Here is a 16,790-nt window from a genome sequence, read left to right as displayed (position 1 = left end):
AGGTACAGAACAACAAAAGTCGTTATTTTAGCTGGCGGCATCGACAGGGAAGGCCAAAGGATGCCGAGGGAAAGGTCATGATCGATCTCCATTACGCGCCGACGCCGAACGGCTGGAAAATCTCGATCATGCTGGAAGAGCTCGGACTTCCCTATACGGTGAAGCCCGTCGACATCCGCGCCGGCGAGCAGTTCAGTCCCGAGTTTCTGGCGATCTCCCCGAACAACCGCATCCCCGCGATCGTCGATCACGCACCCGCCGACGGTGGCAGCCCGTTCCCGGTGTTCGAGACCGGCGCAATTCTGATTTATCTCGCGGAAAAGACCGGCCGCTTCCTGGCCGCCGACTTGCGCGGGCGTTCCGCCACAATTCAATGGGTGATGTGGCAGATGGCCGGCCTCGGGCCGATGCTCGGCCAGCACGGGCATTTTGCGCTCTATGCGGCGGAGAAGATCCCCTATGCGATCGAGCGCTACCGCGACGAGGCGGCCCGGCTCTACGGCGTGCTCGATCGGCAGCTGGAGAAGACCGGCGCATATGTCGCCGGCGACTATTCCATTGCCGACATCGCCTGCTTCCCCTGGACCATGACCCACAAGGCGCAGGGCTTTACGCTCGACCACTATCCGAACGTCAAACGCTGGTATGCCGAGGTCCGCGCCAGGCCGCAGGTGCAGGCGGGGCTTGCGATCGGAAAATTCGTGAAAGAGCCGTTCGACGAGGAATCACGCAAGATCATGTTCGGCCAAAGGGCTAAGGAAGTGTTGGGAAGGAAGTGACGGCCACGCCGTCATTCCGGGGCGCGACGAAGTCGCGAGCTATGGTGCGCAATTGCGCACCCGAGAATCCATCGGGCCGCAGAGCCAGGAGCGAATGGTTTCCGGGCTCGCGCCCAAGAGGGCGCGCCCCGAAATGACGAGAGCAAAGGAAACGCCATGATCGAATTCTTCTTCGACTGCTCCAGCCCCTGGACCTATCTCGCCTTCCACAACATCCGGCCGCTCGCCAAGGAGCTGGGCGTCGAGATCGTCTGGCGGCCGATCCTGGTCGGCGGCATCTTCAACACGGTCAATCCGAGCGTCTACGCGCAGCGCGAGACGCCGGTGCCGCTGAAGGCGCGCTACATGAAGAAGGATCTTCAGGACTGGTCGCGGTCGGCTGGCCTTGCGATCAAGATGCCCCCGACGGTGTTTCCGGTGAACAGCGTCAAGGCGATGCGCGGCTGCATCTGGTTGGCCGCGGACATGGTGCCGTTCGCGACCGCCGTGTTCGAGGCCTATTGGGGCGAGGACAAGGATATCTCGCAGGACTCCGTGCTCGCCGAGATCTGCAGGAAGGTCGGCATCGACGAGCCGAAATTCTTCGCCGGCATCGCCGAGCAAGCGATCAAGGATCAGCTCAAGGCGAATACGGAAGAGGTCGTCGCGCGCGGCGGCTTCGGCTCGCCGACGATTTTCGTCAACAAGACCGACATGTATTTCGGCAATGACCGGCTGCCGCTGATCCGCGAGGCGCTCGAGCGCAGCAAGGCGAGTGCGGCCTGATGGTGCGCGCCGTCGTCTGCCACTCGCTCGGCGAGCCCGAAACCTTGCGGCTGGAAGAGTTTCCGTCGCGCGCTCTGAAGCCGGGCGAGGTGCGGGTCGCGATTCGCGCGGCCGGGCTGAATTTTCCCGATGTGCTGATGGTCGCCGGCCAATATCAGCTCAAGCCGGAGCTGCCGTTCACGCCCGGCATGGAAGCTGCCGGTGACGTGACCGAATTGGGTGCGGAGGCGAAGGGCGTTTCTGTTGGCGACAAGGTCATCGTGAAGATGCGGCACGGCGCATTCACCGACGAAGCCATCGTCGCGCCGTCGCAGCTCACCCTTAAGCCGTCGACGTTCGACTACGCCGAGGCTGCGACTTATCTTGCCGGCCATGGCACGGCCTATCATGCGCTGATCGATCGCGGGCGGATCGAGCCGGGAGAGGTGCTGCTGGTGCATGGCGCCGGCGGCGGCACGGGACTGGCGGCCGTCGAGATCGGCAAGATGCTGGGCGCGACCGTGATCGCGACGGCGTCCAGCGACGAGAAGCTCGCCATCGCCAAGGCCCGCGGCGCCGATCATCTCGTCCGCTATGACCGCGAGCCGTTTCGCGACGCCGTTAAACGCATCACCGACGGTCGCGGCGCGGACGTCGTGTTCGATCCCGTCGGCGGTCAGGTTTTTGAAGACTCGATGCGCTGCATCGCCTGGGGCGCGCGGCTGCTGGTGATCGGCTTCACCGGCGGCATCGGCTCGGCCAAGACCAACCTCCTGCTGATCAAGGGCGCCAGCGTGCTCGGCGTGCGCGCTGGCGAGGCGGTACGAAAGAACCCTGCGCTGGGAGAGGCGCGCCTGAAGGCGCTGCTGCAATGGGCGGAGGAGGGCAAGCTGCGCCCCAACGTTTCGCATCGCCTGCCGCTGGAAGGTTACGCGAAGGCAATGCGGCTCTTGATGGACCGCAAGGCGATCGGGCGTGTGGCGCTGATGATGGAGTGAAAGTGCCGTAGGGTGGGCAAAGGCGCTCTTGCGCCGTGCCCACCATCTCTCTCGATGGCGAAAAGTGCGTGGGCACGCTTCGCTTTGCCCACCCTACGAGAGCGTCACTTGTACTCCCGTTCCGTCCACCACGGGAAATAGTCCGGCATATCGCTGGACACCTTGTTCTTGAACTGCGCGGGGCGCTTTTCCAGGAACGACACCACGCCTTCCTTGACGTCGTCGGAGCGGCCGCGGGCGTAGATGCCGCGGCTGTCGACCTTGTGGGCTTCCATGGGATCGTCGGCGCCCATCATGCGCCACATCATCTGGCGGATCAGCGCGACCGACACCGGTGCGGTCTTCGCCGCGAATTCCTTGGCGAGCGCGCGGGCGGTCGGCAGGAGATCGTCAGGGGCGACGACCTTGCTGACGAGACGACCCGCCAGTGCCTCCTGCGCCGGGAAGACGCGGCCCGAATAGCACCATTCCAGCGCCTGCGAGATGCCGACGATGCGCGGCAGGAACCAGCTCGAGGCCGCCTCCGGCACGATGCCGCGCTGGGAGAACACGAAGCCGAACCGCGCGGCATCCGAAGCGATGCGGATGTCCATCGCGAGCTGCATGGTGACGCCGATACCGACCGCAGGGCCGTTCACTGCGGCGATGACGGGCTTGAGGCACTTGAAGATGCGCAAGGTCACCTGGCCGCCGCCGTCGCGCACCTGCGGATCGCTGTAGTCCACCTTGCCGTCGGCGAAACGTTTGACGGGGCCGCGCCGCGCGTCGCGGTCGAACGTGTCGGCGCCGGACGACAGATCCGCGCCGGCGCAAAAACCGCGGCCGGCGCCGGTGACGATAATGGCGCGGACGTTGTCGTCCTTGTCGGCGGCGTCGAACGCGTCGATCAGCTCTCCTTGCATCTGCGCGTTGAAGGCGTTGAGCTTGTCGGGCCGATTCAGCGTGATGGTGAGAATCTGCTCGGCGACCTCGTATTTGATCGTCTCATACGCCATGGCGGTTTCCTTCCTTGTTTCTTTATCGGTCTCTCTACCACGTCATTCCGGGGCGCGCGAAGCGCGAGCCCGGAATCCATCTCTCGGCATCAGTAGTGCTGATGAATGGATTCCGGGCTTGCGCCAAGAGGGCGCAACCCGGAATGACGACGGTGCGATTAGTTAGCCGGCGGCTTCGGCCAGGGTCGTTGCGGCCCGCGTAGGCCCTCAAAAGCCTTGGCCATGCCGAGCACGCCGATGTCGTCGAAGCGGCGGCCGACGATCTGCACGCCGATGGGAAAACCCTTGGCGTCGAAGCCGCCGTTGATCGAGATGGCAGGGTTCTCCGACATGTTCCATGGCACGGTATAGGCGATGTGCTCGAACGGTTTCATGGGGTCGTTGGTCGGCGAGGCCCAGTCCGCCGGATAGTTCACGTTCGGTGCGGTCGGGGAGATCACGTAATCGAGCTCGCAGAAAAGCTTCGACGCCGCCGCGCGGATCGCCATGGTCTGGTTGAAGCCGCGGATGACATCCACGCCCGACAGCTTTGCGCCGGATGCGCCCCATTTGAAGATATAAGGCAGCACCTTCGCCTGCTCGGCCGGCGTCAACCTGGCCAGATCATCCCACATCCGCGCGCGCCAAAAGTTGTCGAGGCCGTCGAGCATCTCGCGGGTGAGGATGCCGTCGACCTCGGTCACGACGCTGCCCGCGGATTCGAACGCTTTCGCCGCCTTCACCGCGACCTCGCGCACTGGTTTCTGCAGCGCCAGGCCGCAGCCGGGATCGAGCATCAACCCGATGCGGAGTTTGCGCGGAGACTTCTCTGCTCCCTTCCAGTTCAGCGGCTCGGCGGGCAGGCTCATGCCGTCGCGCCGGTCGGGCTTTGCGATCACGCTCATCATCAGCGCGCAATCGTCGACCGTGCGGGTCATCGGACCGGCGACGCGGCCGACATAGGTGGGGTCGATCGGCACGCGGCCGAAGCTCGGCTTCAACCCGACGAGGCCGCACCAGCCCGCGGGCAGGCGGACCGAGCCGCCGATATCGGTGCCGAGATGCAGCGGACCGTAGCCGGCCGCGGCCGCAGCGCCTGCGCCCGCGCTGGAGCCGCCGGGATTCTTCGAGAGATCCCAAGGATTGCGCGCGAGTGCGTGGAAACTGGAGAGTCCGGACGACAGCATGCCGTAATCGGGCATGGTGGTCTTGGCGAAGATGACCGCGCCGGCCTCGCGCAGGCGCGCGGCGGGCGGGGCATCCTTCTCGGCCGGCACGAGCTTGACGCTGGCGGCGCCCAGCGGCACCGGCACGCCCTTGGTCGCGATGTTGTCCTTCACCGTGACCGGCACGCCGTCGAGCGCGCCGGACGGCTCGCCGCCGGTCCAGCGCGCGGTCGAGGCCTTGGCGGCCTCGCGTGCGTCGTCGGGACCGAACGCATAGAGCGCCTTCAGATGCGGCTCCCACGCAGCGACATGCGTGAGCAAATCCTCCAGCACCTCGCTCGGCGAGAACTGCTTGGCGCGATAGCCCGCGATCAGATCGACCGCGGACAGATCGTGCAGCGAGGTGACGGCATCTTCGACGCTCTTCTTATGCATCGCTAGCCCACCGGCATGCGCGTTTCGATGATCCGGGCGAACATGCTGGCGCCGATCGGCAGGATCTTGTCGTCGAGCACGAAGCCGGGATTGTGCACGGGCACGTTGCCATCATGGCCGACCCAGAAATAGGCGCCGGGAATGGTCTCCAGCATGTCGGCGAAATCCTCGCTGCCCATCTTGGGCTGGGCGCGGGTGATCACGTTGGCGGGGTCGACGATGGTGCGCGCGACGTCCTCGACCACCTTGGACTGCTCGACCTGGTTGACCAGCACGCCGAAGGTGTCGCGGATGTCGACGTCGATCACACACTGGTAGGCGCTTGCGATGCCGGCGCAGATGGTGCGGATGCGTTCGCTGACCAGGGTGCGAACTTCCTTCGAAAAGGTGCGGATGGTGCCGCAAAGATGCGCGTCGCCGGGAATGACGTTGTAGGCGGAGCCCGCGTGGATCTGGGTGATCGACACCACCGCGGCCTGCAGCGGCTCGACATTGCGGCTGACGATGGTCTGGATCGCCTGCGCCAGCGTGGTCGCGATGATCACCGCGTCCTTGGACCGCTCGGGCATCGCGCCATGCGCGCCATAGCCGGTGATGCGCAGGTCGAAGAAGTCGGCGCTGGCCATCGCCGGGCCGGGCAGGATCGCGATCTCGCCGTGGTTGAGGTCGGGCGCGTTGTGCAGGCCGTAAAGCTCGTCGCAGGGGAATTTTTCGAACAGGCCGTCCTTGATCATCGCGCGGGCGCCACCGAGACCTTCTTCGGCCGGCTGGAAGATCAGATGCACGGTGCCGTCGAAGTTTTTGGTCTCGGCGAGGTAGCGCGCGGTGCCGAGCAGCATGGTGGTGTGGCCGTCATGACCGCAGCCGTGGAAGCGGCCGGGGATTTTCGAGCTCCACTTCAGATTGGTGTTCTCTTCCATCGGCAGCGCGTCCATGTCGGCGCGGAGGCCAATGCGCTTGTTGCCCGAACCCTTGCCCTTGATGACGCCGATCACGCCGGTGCCGCCGAGACCGCGATGCACCTCGATGCCCCAGCTCTTCAGCTTGTCGGCGACGATGCCGGAGGTGCGCACTTCCTCGAATCCGATCTCGGGATGGGCGTGCAGGTCGCGGCGGATGGCGGTGAGCTCGTCGGCGTAACCGTCGATGCGGTCGATCGTGGGCATGGGTTCTGTCCAGTTAGCTTGAGGGAGGCGAGAAAACGGGGCCGTTCGGCTTGATGCGAATGCCCGGCCGCAAACGCGTCCAGGGCAGGGTGGCGGTGTCGGCCGGCATCGCGCCGGGCGCGGCGCAGATCATCAGCTTTTCCGCGATCGGCTCGAAATCGGCGCGGAAGTGCACCGAGCTCTTGTTGACCAGAATCTTCTGTTCGGTCGGCTCGATGCCGACATAGCGGTACATCGCCTGGTCGGCGAGCTGCGCCTTGTGCGAGGAGACGACGACGCGGACGTCGCCGATGCGCAAGGCTGCCGAGGGGCCCATCTCCATCTCGCGGCCGCCATAGTAAGGGCCCGGCGCGATGAAACGGCCGTCGGACAGCTTTTCGACCACGAAGGTCTCGCGATAGGGCTCGTCGCCGGGGATGCCGGATTTGCCGCCGAGCGACAGCGTCACGGTGGCGCCGACGCCGGCATCATGCGCGGCCTTGGCCGAGACCGGATCGTAGATCGCCCCGGTCGCGGCGCTCGCTCTGTTGCGCACCAGCGCGCGCAGCATGCCTGTGGTGTCGGAATCGCCGCCGGCACCGGGATTGTCCTGGGTGTCGGCGATGATGATCGGCTTGCTCGCGCTCTTCGAAAGCTCCATGGCATGGCGCACGCCGTCATCGGGCGACCAGATCTTGCCGTCGAAATCATCCTCATGGCTTTCGATCAGCTTCACGATCGCATCGGCGGCGCGGTCGGCATCCGCTTGCGTCCTGCCATAGGCGAACACGCTGGGGCCGCAATCGCGGAAATCGGCGGCGGGAAAGCCCGGCGCAAAAGACAGCGTCGGAACCGCATCGCTCTCCAGCACGGCGAGCTTCTCGTAGATGCCTTTGGTCGGCTGGTCGTTGGTGCATTGCCAGCTGATCGGGATCAGGAACGGCAATTGCCGAAACGATTTGGCAAAGCGCTGCTTGGACTTGAGCAGCAGCGCGAGATGTCGCGCAGAGGCGCGGCCGGTCTCGGCCATGTCGACATGGGGGTAGGTGCGGTAGGCGATCAGCGCGTCGGCATGCGCGATCATTTCGGGCGTGACGTTGGCGTGCAGGTCGAGGCTCGTGACCAGCGGAACGTCCTTGCCGATGACGCGGCGCACGCGCGCCAGTATCTCGCCTTCGCCGTCGTCCAGATGCTCGGTCACCATCGCGCCGTGCAGGTCGAGATAGACCGCATCGAGCGGGCCGGCAGCTTTGATGCCGTCGACCATCACCTTCACGATGCGCTCGAAGGCGTCCCTGGTGACGTGCGCCGACGGGCTCGCGCCGCAGGCGATCGTCGGAACAAGTTCCCAACCGTTGGCCTCGGCGCTGTCGACGAAGCCGGCAAGGCCGACATTGATGCGCCGCATCACCTTCAGCACGTCGGCGCCTTCAGTCATCGCCGGCCAGCCGCCGCCATGCTGGAAGTCGGCGAAGGTCGCCTTGGTGGGAGCGAAGGTGTTGGTCTCGTGCAGGAAGCCGCCGACGGCGATGCGTGTCATTCAGTTCAGTCCAGTCCAATCAATCAAGAGGGCGCGAAGTTAGCCTTGGCCCTGCGGCGAGAGCAAGGTGGGACGCACTCGCGCCGCGCATAGGGTCAAGCTGTTTTGGGAATGCTGCTCCGCCGTCATTCCGGGGCGCGCCCGCTTGGGCGCGAGCCCGGAATCCATCCGACGACAGACTCTGAGGCGCGATGGATTCTCAGGTGCGCAATTGCGCACCGTAGCTCATCGCTTCGCGATGCCCCGGAATGACAGCGGTAAGTGTCGCTACGCCGTGGCCGCCACGCCCTCCGACACCGGCCGGAAGTTCGCAAAATCCCAGTCGCGCCCCGGAGCGGCGTCCAGCAGAGCCCTGGTGTAGGCCTCCTTCGGATGCGTCAGCACCTCGGCAGCCGGGCCCTGCTCGACGACGCGGCCGTGCTGCATCACCACGACCTCGTCGCAGATCTGCGCTGCGACACGCAGATCGTGGGTGATGAACAGGATCGCGATGCCGAGACGCTTCTGGATCTCGTCGAAGAGTTCCAGCACCTGCGCCTGCACCGAGACGTCGAGCGCGGAGACAGCCTCATCTGCGACCAGCACGTCCGGATCGAGCGCGAGCGCGCGCGCAATGGCGATGCGCTGGCGCTGGCCGCCGGAGAACTGGTGCGGATAGCGCGATACCGCGTCAGCGGGCAGGCCGACGAGCTCGAGCAGCTCGCGGGCACGTTTCATCGCATCGGCATGCGCGACGCCGTAATTGATCGGGCCCTCCGCAATACTCTCGCCGACGGTGACGCGCGGGTTGAGCGAGCGATAGGGATCCTGGAACACGATCTGGATCTTTTGCCGGTGCGGCTGCAGCAGGCGACGCGAGATGCCGGCGATCTCGCGGCCGGCGAGGCGCACGCCGCCGGAGGTCGGATCGATCAGGCGGACGATGCAGCGCGCCACGGTCGACTTGCCGGAGCCGCTTTCGCCGACGATGCCGAGCGTGCGGCCCTTGCGCAGCGTCAGCGTCACCTTGTCGGCGGCGACGACTTCGCGGCCTTTGCCGAAGAAGGCGCGCTCTTTATAGACCTTGCTGAGATCGTTGGCCTCCAGCACCACCGGTTCGCGGCTCTCCTCGCGCGGCGGCCGCGGCACCAGGCTCGGCACCGCCGAGAGCAGATTGCGGGTGTATTCCATGGTCGGATTGCGCAGCACGGTCTCGAGCGGGCCGGTTTCGACCAGCCGGCCCTGCCGCATCACCGCGACGCGGTCGGCGATCTCGGCGACCACGCCCATGTCGTGGGTGATGAACAGAACGGCCGTGCCGTGATCGCGCTGGAGCTCGCGGATCAGGGACAGGATCTGCTTCTGCGTGGTGACGTCGAGCGCGGTCGTCGGCTCGTCCGCGATCAAGAGCTTCGGCTCCAGCACCAGCGCCATCGCGATCATGATGCGCTGGCGCTGGCCGCCGGAAAGGCGGTGCGGGTAGGAGGCGAAGATGCGCTCGACCTGGGGCAGGTGGACCTGCTCCATCATGTCGAGGATGCGCTTCTTGCGGGCCCTGGCGTCGAGATTGGTATGCGCGCGCAGCACCTCGTCGATCTGGCGGCCGACCGGCACCACCGGATTGAGCGCGGTCATCGGTTCCTGGAAGATCATCGCCATCTGCGTGGCGCGGAGCTGCCGCAAGCGGCGGTCGGTCGCGGTGAGCAGCTCTTCGCCGACCAGCTTGATGCTGCCGCTGGTCGGAACCAGCGTGCCCTTCGGCAAGAGGCCCATCGTGGTCAGCGAGGTCACCGACTTGCCCGAGCCGCTTTCGCCGACGAGGCACAGCGTCTCGCGCTCGCGGACCTGGATCGAGATGCCGTCGATGATCTTTGGGCCACCCGGCTTCTTGCCGACGGAGACGACGAGGTTGTTGATGTCGAGGACGGTGTTGGTCATCAGGTCACTCCATCGTCATGGCGAGGAGCGAAGCGACGAAGCAATCCAGAAGTCCTTCCGCGGATGCAGACTGGATTGCTTGGCTTCGCTCGCAATGACGGAATAAGGGGCAGGGCCGGCGAGACAAATCACTTGCCTTCCCGCTGCTTCATGCGCGGATCGAGTGCGTCGCGGGCGGCGTCGCCGATCAGATTGATGCTGAGGATGGCGATCGAGAGCAGAAGGCCCGGCCAGAAGATCAGCGACGGCTTGATCTGGAAGTACTGGCGGCCCTCGGCCATGATGTTGCCCCAGGTCGGCGTCTCCGGCGAGATGCCGGCGCCGAGGAAGGAGAGGATCGCCTCGGTGAGGATGGCGCTGGCGCAGATATAGGTGCCCTGGACGATCAGCGGCGCCACCGTGTTCGGCATCAGATGCCGCCACATGATCTTCGGCAAGGACGAGCCGACCGAGATCGCCGCCTCGACGTAAGGCTCCTCGCGCGCCGACAGCACGACCGAGCGGACCAGGCGCGCCACGCGCGGAATCTCGGGGATCGTGATCGCGATCAGCACGGTCCAGAGGCTGGCACCGGACAGCGACACCACGGCGATCGCGAGCAGGATGCTCGGCATCGCCATCAGGCCGTCCATGACCCGCATCAGCACGGCATCGACCAGCTTGAAGAAGCCGGAGACGAGGCCGATCGCAAGGCCGATGACGATCGACAGGATCGCCGAGCCGATACCGATCAGCAGCGAGATGCGGCCGCCATAGACGACGCGCGACAACAGGTCACGACCATAGGCATCGGTGCCGAGCAGGAATTGCGCGGACGACGGCTTGAGCCGTTGCGACGGCGCGAGCTGGATCGGATCATGCGGCGCGATCAGCGGCGCCAGGATCGAGATCAGGATGATCAGTGCGAGCAAGACTGTCGCCGTGGCGATGATCGGCGTCGAGGTGAGGAAGCCGAAGCGCGGCCGCAGCGGCGACGTGATCGGAATGGAGGACTGGGGAAGGGTATCGACCGACATGTTTGTCCTTATCCTTGCCTCAGTACCGGATCCGGGGATCGAGCAGGGTGTAGGCGACGTCGATGAGAAGGTTGACGACGACATAAATCAGCGACGTCAGCAGGATCATCGCCTGGATCACCGGATAGTCGCGCGCCAGCACCGCATCCACGGTGAGGCGGCCGATGCCGGGAATGTTGAACACGCTCTCGGTGACGACGACGCCGGAGATCAGCAGCGCAAAGCCGGTGCCGATCACGGTGATGACGGGCACGGCGGCATTGCGCAGCGCATGGCGCATCATCACGGCGACCTCGTTGATGCCCTTGGCGCGCGCCGTGCGCACATAGTCCTCGCCGAGCACGTCGAGCATCGCCGCGCGCGTCATGCGCGCGATCAGCGCGATGTAGATGAAGGAGAGCGCGCAGGTCGGCAGGATCATGCGCTCGAAAAACGGTCCGAAGCCGTTAAAGATGCTGCGGAAGCCCTGCACCGGCACCCAGCGCAGTTCGATCGCGAAGATCTGGATCAGGATGTAGCCGACCACGAACACCGGCACCGAGAAGCCGAGCACGGAAAGCCCCATCACGAAGCGATCGATCCAGGTGCCGTGCTTCCACGCGGCGATCACGCCGAGGGGAACCGCCACGATCACGGCGAGGATGATGGTACACAGCGCAATCGAGATCGACGGCTCGACGCGCTGGCCGATCATCTTCATGACAGGCAGATTGGAGATCAGCGAGGTCCCGAGATCGCCGTGCAGCAGCTTGTTCACCCAGGTGATGAACTGCACGATCAAAGGCTCGTTGAGGCCTAGCGAGGTGCGGATGCGCTCGAGCCGTTCCGGCGTTGCATTGTCGCCGGCGAGGATCGCGGCGGGATCGCCGGGGGTGAGGCGGAGCAGGAGGAAGACGAACAGCGCGACGACGCCCATCACGGGCACGGCGGCGAAGATTCGGCGAAGGAGATATCCGAGCAAGTTGGATCCGTCAGATTAGAGTAAATCGGCGGCAGCGGTCATAGCCTGTTCTGCCACCAGCCTAACATTTCAGCAATTCCCGTGCCATCAGGGCCACAGTTTTTGCAGTGCGGTCAGCTGTTTTGGCGACCCCTCTTCAAGGGGGCCAGCGGAGCGTGCCCGCCAGACGAAATATCGCCGCGCGCCAGGCGCGCTCATCCAATCCGGTCACTCCAACGTCGCAAGCAGCCCGGCCATCAGCCGGCCGCGCTCAACGAGACTCTCGACTTCGATATACTCCTCTAACGTGTGGCCATTGGCTCCGCGCACGCCCAGGCCGTCGAGCGTCGGGATTCCCATCGCACCGGTGAAATTGCCGTCGGAGCCGCCGCCGGAACTCGCATGCGGCAGCTCGGCGCCAAGCGACTTGGCGATGCCGCGCGCCTTCTCATACAACGCCATGGTGCCGGCATCCGGCTCCCACACCGGACGCGTCACCCCGCGCGTCACCTTGAAGGCGACATCGTTGGCCGTGCCCGACAGCGCCAGCATCCGCTCGACGCCGCGATCGAGATCGGCCTGCCGCTTGGCCATGGAGAGCGCTTCGCCGGTGGCGGTCGTGGCAACGCAGTTGACCCATTGCCCGCCATGCACGACGCCGACCGAGAAGGTGCAGTCCTCCGTCGTCATCGCGTCGATAGCGAGAATCTGCCGCGCCATCTCGCGGATCGCCGAGCGTCCCGCCGACAGCGTCGCGCCGGCGTGGCTCGGCCGGCCCGTCGCCTCGAGATTGAAGCGCGCGATGGCGTAACGTCCGGTGGTGACGCCGTTGTCGGCACGGCCGGGCTCGGGCACCAGGACATATTTGTTGCGCGCAGCCTCGGCCTCGATGATGTCGCGCGTCGAGGGCGTGCCGACCTCCTCGTCCGGCGTGAATAGCACGGTGATCGGCAGCGGCGTGGTGAAGGATGCACGCGCCAGTTGCCGGATCGCTTCCAGCGAGAGGTAGTTGCCACCCTTCATGTCGTAGATGCCGGGGCCGTAGCACCGGTTGCCCTCGCGCCGCCATTTCAGCTTCTCGATGGTACCGACCGGGTGGACGGTATCCATATGGCCGGCGATCAGGATGCCCGGCTCGCCCTGTTTCGGATGCGGAAAGCGCGCGCGGATCACGCCGCCGAAACCTTGCCGGCCGGCGATGCGCTCGATCGTCGCACCCATGATCGCCATATCCCGCGCTGCGATATCGAGCATGCGATTCACCGCACCGGCGTCCCAGGTCGGGCTTTCGCATTCGACCCAGCCGCGCAGACCCTGGAGCATCGCCTCGGAATCGAAAGGAAGATTGGCTGGATTCATCTCAATGTCTCTCAAGCTTCGAAAGATGGAATGCGCATTGCATTGCTGCGGGGCAGGACGAGTGGAGAGTGTTGTAGAGCCAAACCGATCCTTGTGGAGCCCGTGCCCGCGCCGCCAGGGCTTGCAGCGAAACCGGATTGACGCGCTCGGCACTGTCTGCAAGTCTCGAAAGATAAAGGCATTGCATGAGGTTAGTTCGCCCAAGGAACGAGCCGCATGCTTAACCAATAACCTGCCTTTGAACAGTTTCACGTCAGGAGAAACTTTTTATGTTCCACTTCATGCGCCGGGGGCCTCGCGCGTTTGCCTCCAAACTTGCGCTGTCTGTCGTTGCGCTTTCGACGGCGCTTGCCTCGCCAGTGCTTGCAGCCGGCAAGACCATTACGGCGGTGATGCATTCGGATCTGCGCATCATCGATCCGATCTTCACCACGGCCTACATCACGCGTGACCATGGCTACATGGTCTACGACACGCTGGTGGCTCCCGATTCGAGCTTCAAGATCCAGCCGCAGATGGCGGACTGGAAGATCTCCGACGACAAGCTCACCTACACCTTCACGCTGCGCGACGGCCTGAAGTGGCATGACGGTGCGCCGGTGACGGCGGAAGATTGCGTCGCCTCGCTGAAGCGCTGGGCCGCGGTCGACGGCATGGGCCAGAAGCTCCTGGACTTCACCGCGAGCATCGAGGCGACCGACGCCAAGACCATCACGCTGAAGCTGAAGGAGCCCTACGGCCTCGTGCTCGATTCCATCGGCAAGCCGTCCTCGCGCGTCGCCTTCATGATGCCGAAGCGCCTCGCCGAGACGCCGCCGGACAAGCAGATCCCCGAGCAGATCGGCTCGGGCCCCTTCAAGTTCGTGGCATCGGAATTCCAGCCCGGCGTGAAGGCCGTCTACGTCAAGAACACCGACTACGTGCCGCGCAAGGAGCCGGCGAGCTGGACCTCCGGCGGCAAGGTGGCGAAGGTCGACCGCGTCGAATGGATCACCATGCCGGACTCGCAGACCGCCGTGAACGCGCTGCAGTCGGGCGACATCGACTTCATGGAAAACCTGCCCTACGACATGCTGCCGGTGCTGGAGGCAAACAAGGAGATCACGATCGAGGTCTCGAACAAGTTCGGCTTTCAGACGCTCGGCCGGATGAACTTCCTCTATCCGCCGTTCGACAACGTGAAGGTGCGACGTGCCGCTCTTCTGGCGATGAACCAGAAGGACGTTCTCGACGCGCTGGTCGGCAATGCCAAGTACCAGAAGATCTGCGGTGCGTTCTTCGTTTGCGATACGCCGTTCGCGACCGAGGTCGGCGCCGAGACCCTGGTGAAGGGCAATGGCATGGCGGAAGCCAAGAAGGCGCTCGCCGAGTCAGGCTATGACGGCACCCCGGTCGTGGTGATGGCGCCCGGCGACGTCACCACGCTCAAGGCCCAGCCCATCGTCGCGGCCCAGCTGCTGCGCGAAGCCGGCTTCAAGGTCGATCTGCAAGCGACCGATTGGCAGACGGTGGTGAGCCGCCGTGCCAGTCAGAAGCCGCCGAAGGAGGGTGGCTGGAACATGTTCTTCACCAACTGGGTCGCGGCCGACGTCTCCAACCCGATCGCCAATCTCTCGATCGGCGGCCAGGGCAAGAAGGGCGGCTGGTTCGGTTGGGCGGAAAGCGCCAAGATCGAGCAGCTCAAGGACGCGTTCGTCCGCGCGCCGTCGATCGACGAGCAGAAGAAGATCGCCGCCGACATCCAGAAGGAAGCCTATGAGCAGGTGATCTACATCCCGCTGGGGCAATACCTGCTGCCGAGCGGCTGGCGCAAATCGCTGACCGGCGTGCTCGACGGCCCGGCGACGCCGCTGTTCTGGAACGTCGACAAGTCGGAGTAAGGGAGGCGAATTCACGTAGCCTTCGTCGTCTTCACCACGCGGCGCCGCTGTCATCAGCGGCGCCGTTGTCTTTTGTGGTCTTGCGACGGCGGAAAAGGCGTTGCGGCTTTTAACCTTTCCAGTTTCCAGTCATTGCTATTTGTTTCAATCTTGAAATAGATGCGTCGTCCTTACGCATCACTTTCCCTCCTCAACCTGGTTCCCGTGCCGATCGATTTTGCATTCCAGGCGATGGCCGAACGGTCCGATCGCGCGCCGGCACGTTGGCGGCGGCCTTTCCTGCATTGGCTCGATGGCGTCGAGGCGGGCTGGGCCGTTCCGCTCCTCATCGGCTGCTTCGTCGCGATCTGGACGCTCTATCTGGCGATCGCCTATGCCGGCGGCGGCCTGCACCCTGATACGCTCGAGGCCTGGATGCTGGGGCAGCATTTCGCCTGGGGCTATCACAAGCATCCGCCCTTGACCGGTTGGATTGCCGCCAGCTGGACCTCTGTCTTTCCGCTCAGCGATTGGTCGTTGCAATTGATGGCGATGGCCAATGCCGGGCTTGCGCTGATCTTTGTTGATCGGATCGCGCGGCAATTCGTGACCGGGCACAAGCGCATCCTGGTGCTTTTGCTCCTGATGCTGACGCCGGTCTATCAATTCCATGCCCAGCGCTTCAATGCCAATTCGGTGCTGCTGGCGGTCTGGCCGCTGGCGACCTGGTGCTTCCTGCGCGCATTCGAGACGCGCGCCCCGCTGTGGGCGGTCGCAATGGGATGCACGACGGCGCTGGCGATGGTCGGCAAATATTATTCGATCTTTCTCGTCACGAGCTTCGCGTTTGCCGCGCTGGCGCACCCGGCGCGGCGCGCTTATTTCACCTCCGCTTCGCCCTGGATCTCGGTCGTCGTCGGGCTCGCGGCGCTGTCACCTCACGTCTATTGGCTCGCGACGACGGGCGCGTCGACCTTCACCTACGCGCTGGCGCACACCGGCGGCAACGCTGCGACCTCACTCGGCGAGGCGAGAAACTTTCTGCTGGGGCTGGCGGCGGCGATGAGCATGTCGGCCGTGTTCTGGGTGCTCGTCGCAGGAACGCGCTTGAAGCGGTTTCCCGCGGACTTCGCCGCAATGGGCCCGGGCCTGCGGCTCTTGTTCTACGTCACGATGGGCACGATCGTGCTGCCGGTGGTGACGTCGCTCGTGATGGGCACCGATCTGCCGTCGCTATGGGCGCTGCAGGGACTGTTCCTCTTCACCGTTCTCGTGGTCTGCGGGACGAGCTACCCGATCGAGCGCTTCTACACGGTCAACCTCACCGTGATCGTGGCCGGCGTCGCGCTCGCGGCCGTCCTGATCGCCGCGCCGATCCATGCCGTCTATCGCAATGATCACGGGTATGAGGAGGGCCGGAATCTTTACGCCCAGGCGGCTAGTGAATTGACGCGCGAGTGGCGGGAGCAGACCGGCGTGCCGCTGAGCGCGGTGAGTGGTGATGGTTCGCTGGCCTTCGCCTCCGCGTTCTACAGCCCCGACCATCCACGTCATGCGGCGCCCTTCGAGTACGAACAGACCTTGGGCTTGCCGCGCAAGACGTCGCTCGACCGCGGCTGGGCCGCGCTGTGTTTCCGCGACCAGGAATCTTGCACGCGGTGGATGGCGTGGGCGTCCTCGCAGACCGGGCACTTCGTCAGGCGCGAGTTCACCGTGCGGGCCACCCTGTGGGGGCGGCCCGGTCTCTCGCGGGAGGTGGTTGCTCTGATCGTGCGGCCCCGGGGAATGCGGATGATACCCAAGAGCGCTGCGGATGATTTCAGCGCCAGCAGGCGCGGTTCGGAATAGGCTCCGCGCTCAGCAATGACTGTCGCGGATCTGCTCGAGGCCCTCGCTCGCCAAAGGCGTCGTCAACGTG

13 protein-coding genes are annotated in these 16,790 nt (G+C 64.9%); 5 read left to right on the top strand and 8 right to left on the bottom strand.

The window, feature by feature from the left end; all coding sequences use genetic code 11:
• Nucleotides 1-77: 77 nt before the first annotated feature.
• From XI03_RS24180 to XI03_RS24170, 3 genes are all read left to right on the top strand, one after another.
• Nucleotides 78-779, top strand: coding sequence for a glutathione S-transferase N-terminal domain-containing protein (locus tag XI03_RS24180; RefSeq protein WP_038949935.1), 702 nt, complete (start codon nt 78-80; stop codon nt 777-779).
• Between the two features lie 156 nt (nt 780-935).
• Nucleotides 936-1,544 (top strand): 2-hydroxychromene-2-carboxylate isomerase, encoded by a 609-nt coding sequence (locus XI03_RS24175; RefSeq protein ID WP_271593535.1) that lies wholly within the window; start codon nt 936-938, stop codon nt 1,542-1,544.
• Entirely contained in the window at nt 1,544-2,521 is a 978-nt protein-coding gene (locus XI03_RS24170) for an NADPH:quinone oxidoreductase family protein (protein ID WP_271593534.1), read from the top strand. Before XI03_RS24175 ends, XI03_RS24170 begins: the two co-directional genes overlap by 1 nt.
• A gap of 104 nt (nt 2,522-2,625) precedes the next feature.
• On the opposite strand, the gene XI03_RS24165 is transcribed toward XI03_RS24170, so the two are convergent.
• The 8 genes from XI03_RS24165 to XI03_RS24130 form a co-directional block, all read right to left on the bottom strand.
• On the bottom strand, nt 2,626-3,516 hold the full coding sequence (locus tag XI03_RS24165) for a crotonase/enoyl-CoA hydratase family protein (protein WP_028141182.1): 891 nt from the start codon (nt 3,514-3,516) through the stop codon (nt 2,626-2,628).
• A gap of 158 nt (nt 3,517-3,674) precedes the next feature.
• Nucleotides 3,675-5,096: an amidase gene (locus XI03_RS24160; RefSeq protein ID WP_271593533.1), complete on the bottom strand. Its 1,422-nt coding sequence runs from the start codon at nt 5,094-5,096 to the stop codon at nt 3,675-3,677.
• Between the two features lie 2 nt (nt 5,097-5,098).
• Complete coding sequence (locus XI03_RS24155; protein ID WP_038949932.1) at nt 5,099-6,262, bottom strand: M20 aminoacylase family protein; 1,164 nt, start codon at nt 6,260-6,262, stop codon at nt 5,099-5,101.
• Nucleotides 6,263-6,275: 13 nt separating this feature from the next.
• Complete coding sequence (locus XI03_RS24150) at nt 6,276-7,781, bottom strand: M81 family metallopeptidase (RefSeq protein ID WP_271593532.1); 1,506 nt, start codon at nt 7,779-7,781, stop codon at nt 6,276-6,278.
• A gap of 267 nt (nt 7,782-8,048) precedes the next feature.
• Entirely contained in the window at nt 8,049-9,698 is a 1,650-nt protein-coding gene (locus tag XI03_RS24145) for an ABC transporter ATP-binding protein (RefSeq protein WP_095426169.1), read from the bottom strand.
• A gap of 128 nt (nt 9,699-9,826) precedes the next feature.
• The gene (locus XI03_RS24140; RefSeq protein ID WP_028141177.1) at nt 9,827-10,714 is read right to left on the bottom strand and encodes an ABC transporter permease; all 888 of its coding nucleotides are present in this window, start codon (nt 10,712-10,714) and stop codon (nt 9,827-9,829) included.
• A 19-nt stretch (nt 10,715-10,733) separates the two neighbouring features.
• Nucleotides 10,734-11,675 carry an ABC transporter permease gene (locus XI03_RS24135; RefSeq protein ID WP_028141176.1) on the bottom strand — a complete coding sequence of 314 codons (942 nt, stop codon included), beginning with the start codon at nt 11,673-11,675 and terminating at the stop codon, nt 10,734-10,736.
• Nucleotides 11,676-11,882: 207 nt separating this feature from the next.
• On the bottom strand, nt 11,883-13,013 hold the full coding sequence (locus XI03_RS24130; RefSeq protein WP_152102740.1) for a M20/M25/M40 family metallo-hydrolase: 1,131 nt from the start codon (nt 13,011-13,013) through the stop codon (nt 11,883-11,885).
• Between the two features lie 269 nt (nt 13,014-13,282).
• Between XI03_RS24130 and XI03_RS24125 the strand changes: the two genes are divergently transcribed.
• Entirely contained in the window at nt 13,283-14,893 is a 1,611-nt protein-coding gene (locus XI03_RS24125) for an ABC transporter substrate-binding protein (protein ID WP_028141174.1), read from the top strand.
• 231 nt (nt 14,894-15,124) lie between these two features.
• Entirely contained in the window at nt 15,125-16,720 is a 1,596-nt protein-coding gene (locus XI03_RS24120; RefSeq protein ID WP_333916511.1) for a glycosyltransferase family 39 protein, read from the top strand.
• Nucleotides 16,721-16,790: the final 70 nt, after the last annotated feature.

Origin of the sequence: Bradyrhizobium sp. CCBAU 65884 (assembly GCF_028128835.1) — a bacterium.
Classification (GTDB): domain Bacteria; phylum Pseudomonadota; class Alphaproteobacteria; order Rhizobiales; family Xanthobacteraceae; genus Bradyrhizobium; species Bradyrhizobium ottawaense.
Note: the sequence above shows the minus strand (reverse complement) of the source record. Positions and strands in the feature narration are given on the sequence as shown.

Coding starts and splice junctions, on each gene's coding strand:
- XI03_RS24180 (WP_038949935.1), top strand. CDS start 78: ATGATCGATCTCCATTACGCGCCGACGCCGAACGGCTGGAAAATCTCG.
- XI03_RS24165 (WP_028141182.1), bottom strand. CDS start 3,516: ATGGCGTATGAGACGATCAAATACGAGGTCGCCGAGCAGATTCTCACC.
- XI03_RS24140 (WP_028141177.1), bottom strand. CDS start 10,714: ATGTCGGTCGATACCCTTCCCCAGTCCTCCATTCCGATCACGTCGCCG.
- XI03_RS24170 (WP_271593534.1), top strand. CDS start 1,544: ATGGTGCGCGCCGTCGTCTGCCACTCGCTCGGCGAGCCCGAAACCTTG.
- XI03_RS24150 (WP_271593532.1), bottom strand. CDS start 7,781: ATGACACGCATCGCCGTCGGCGGCTTCCTGCACGAGACCAACACCTTC.
- XI03_RS24160 (WP_271593533.1), bottom strand. CDS start 5,096: ATGCATAAGAAGAGCGTCGAAGATGCCGTCACCTCGCTGCACGATCTG.
- XI03_RS24175 (WP_271593535.1), top strand. CDS start 936: ATGATCGAATTCTTCTTCGACTGCTCCAGCCCCTGGACCTATCTCGCC.
- XI03_RS24125 (WP_028141174.1), top strand. CDS start 13,283: ATGTTCCACTTCATGCGCCGGGGGCCTCGCGCGTTTGCCTCCAAACTT.
- XI03_RS24130 (WP_152102740.1), bottom strand. CDS start 13,013: ATGAATCCAGCCAATCTTCCTTTCGATTCCGAGGCGATGCTCCAGGGT.
- XI03_RS24145 (WP_095426169.1), bottom strand. CDS start 9,698: ATGACCAACACCGTCCTCGACATCAACAACCTCGTCGTCTCCGTCGGC.
- XI03_RS24155 (WP_038949932.1), bottom strand. CDS start 6,262: ATGCCCACGATCGACCGCATCGACGGTTACGCCGACGAGCTCACCGCC.
- XI03_RS24120 (WP_333916511.1), top strand. CDS start 15,125: ATGGCCGAACGGTCCGATCGCGCGCCGGCACGTTGGCGGCGGCCTTTC.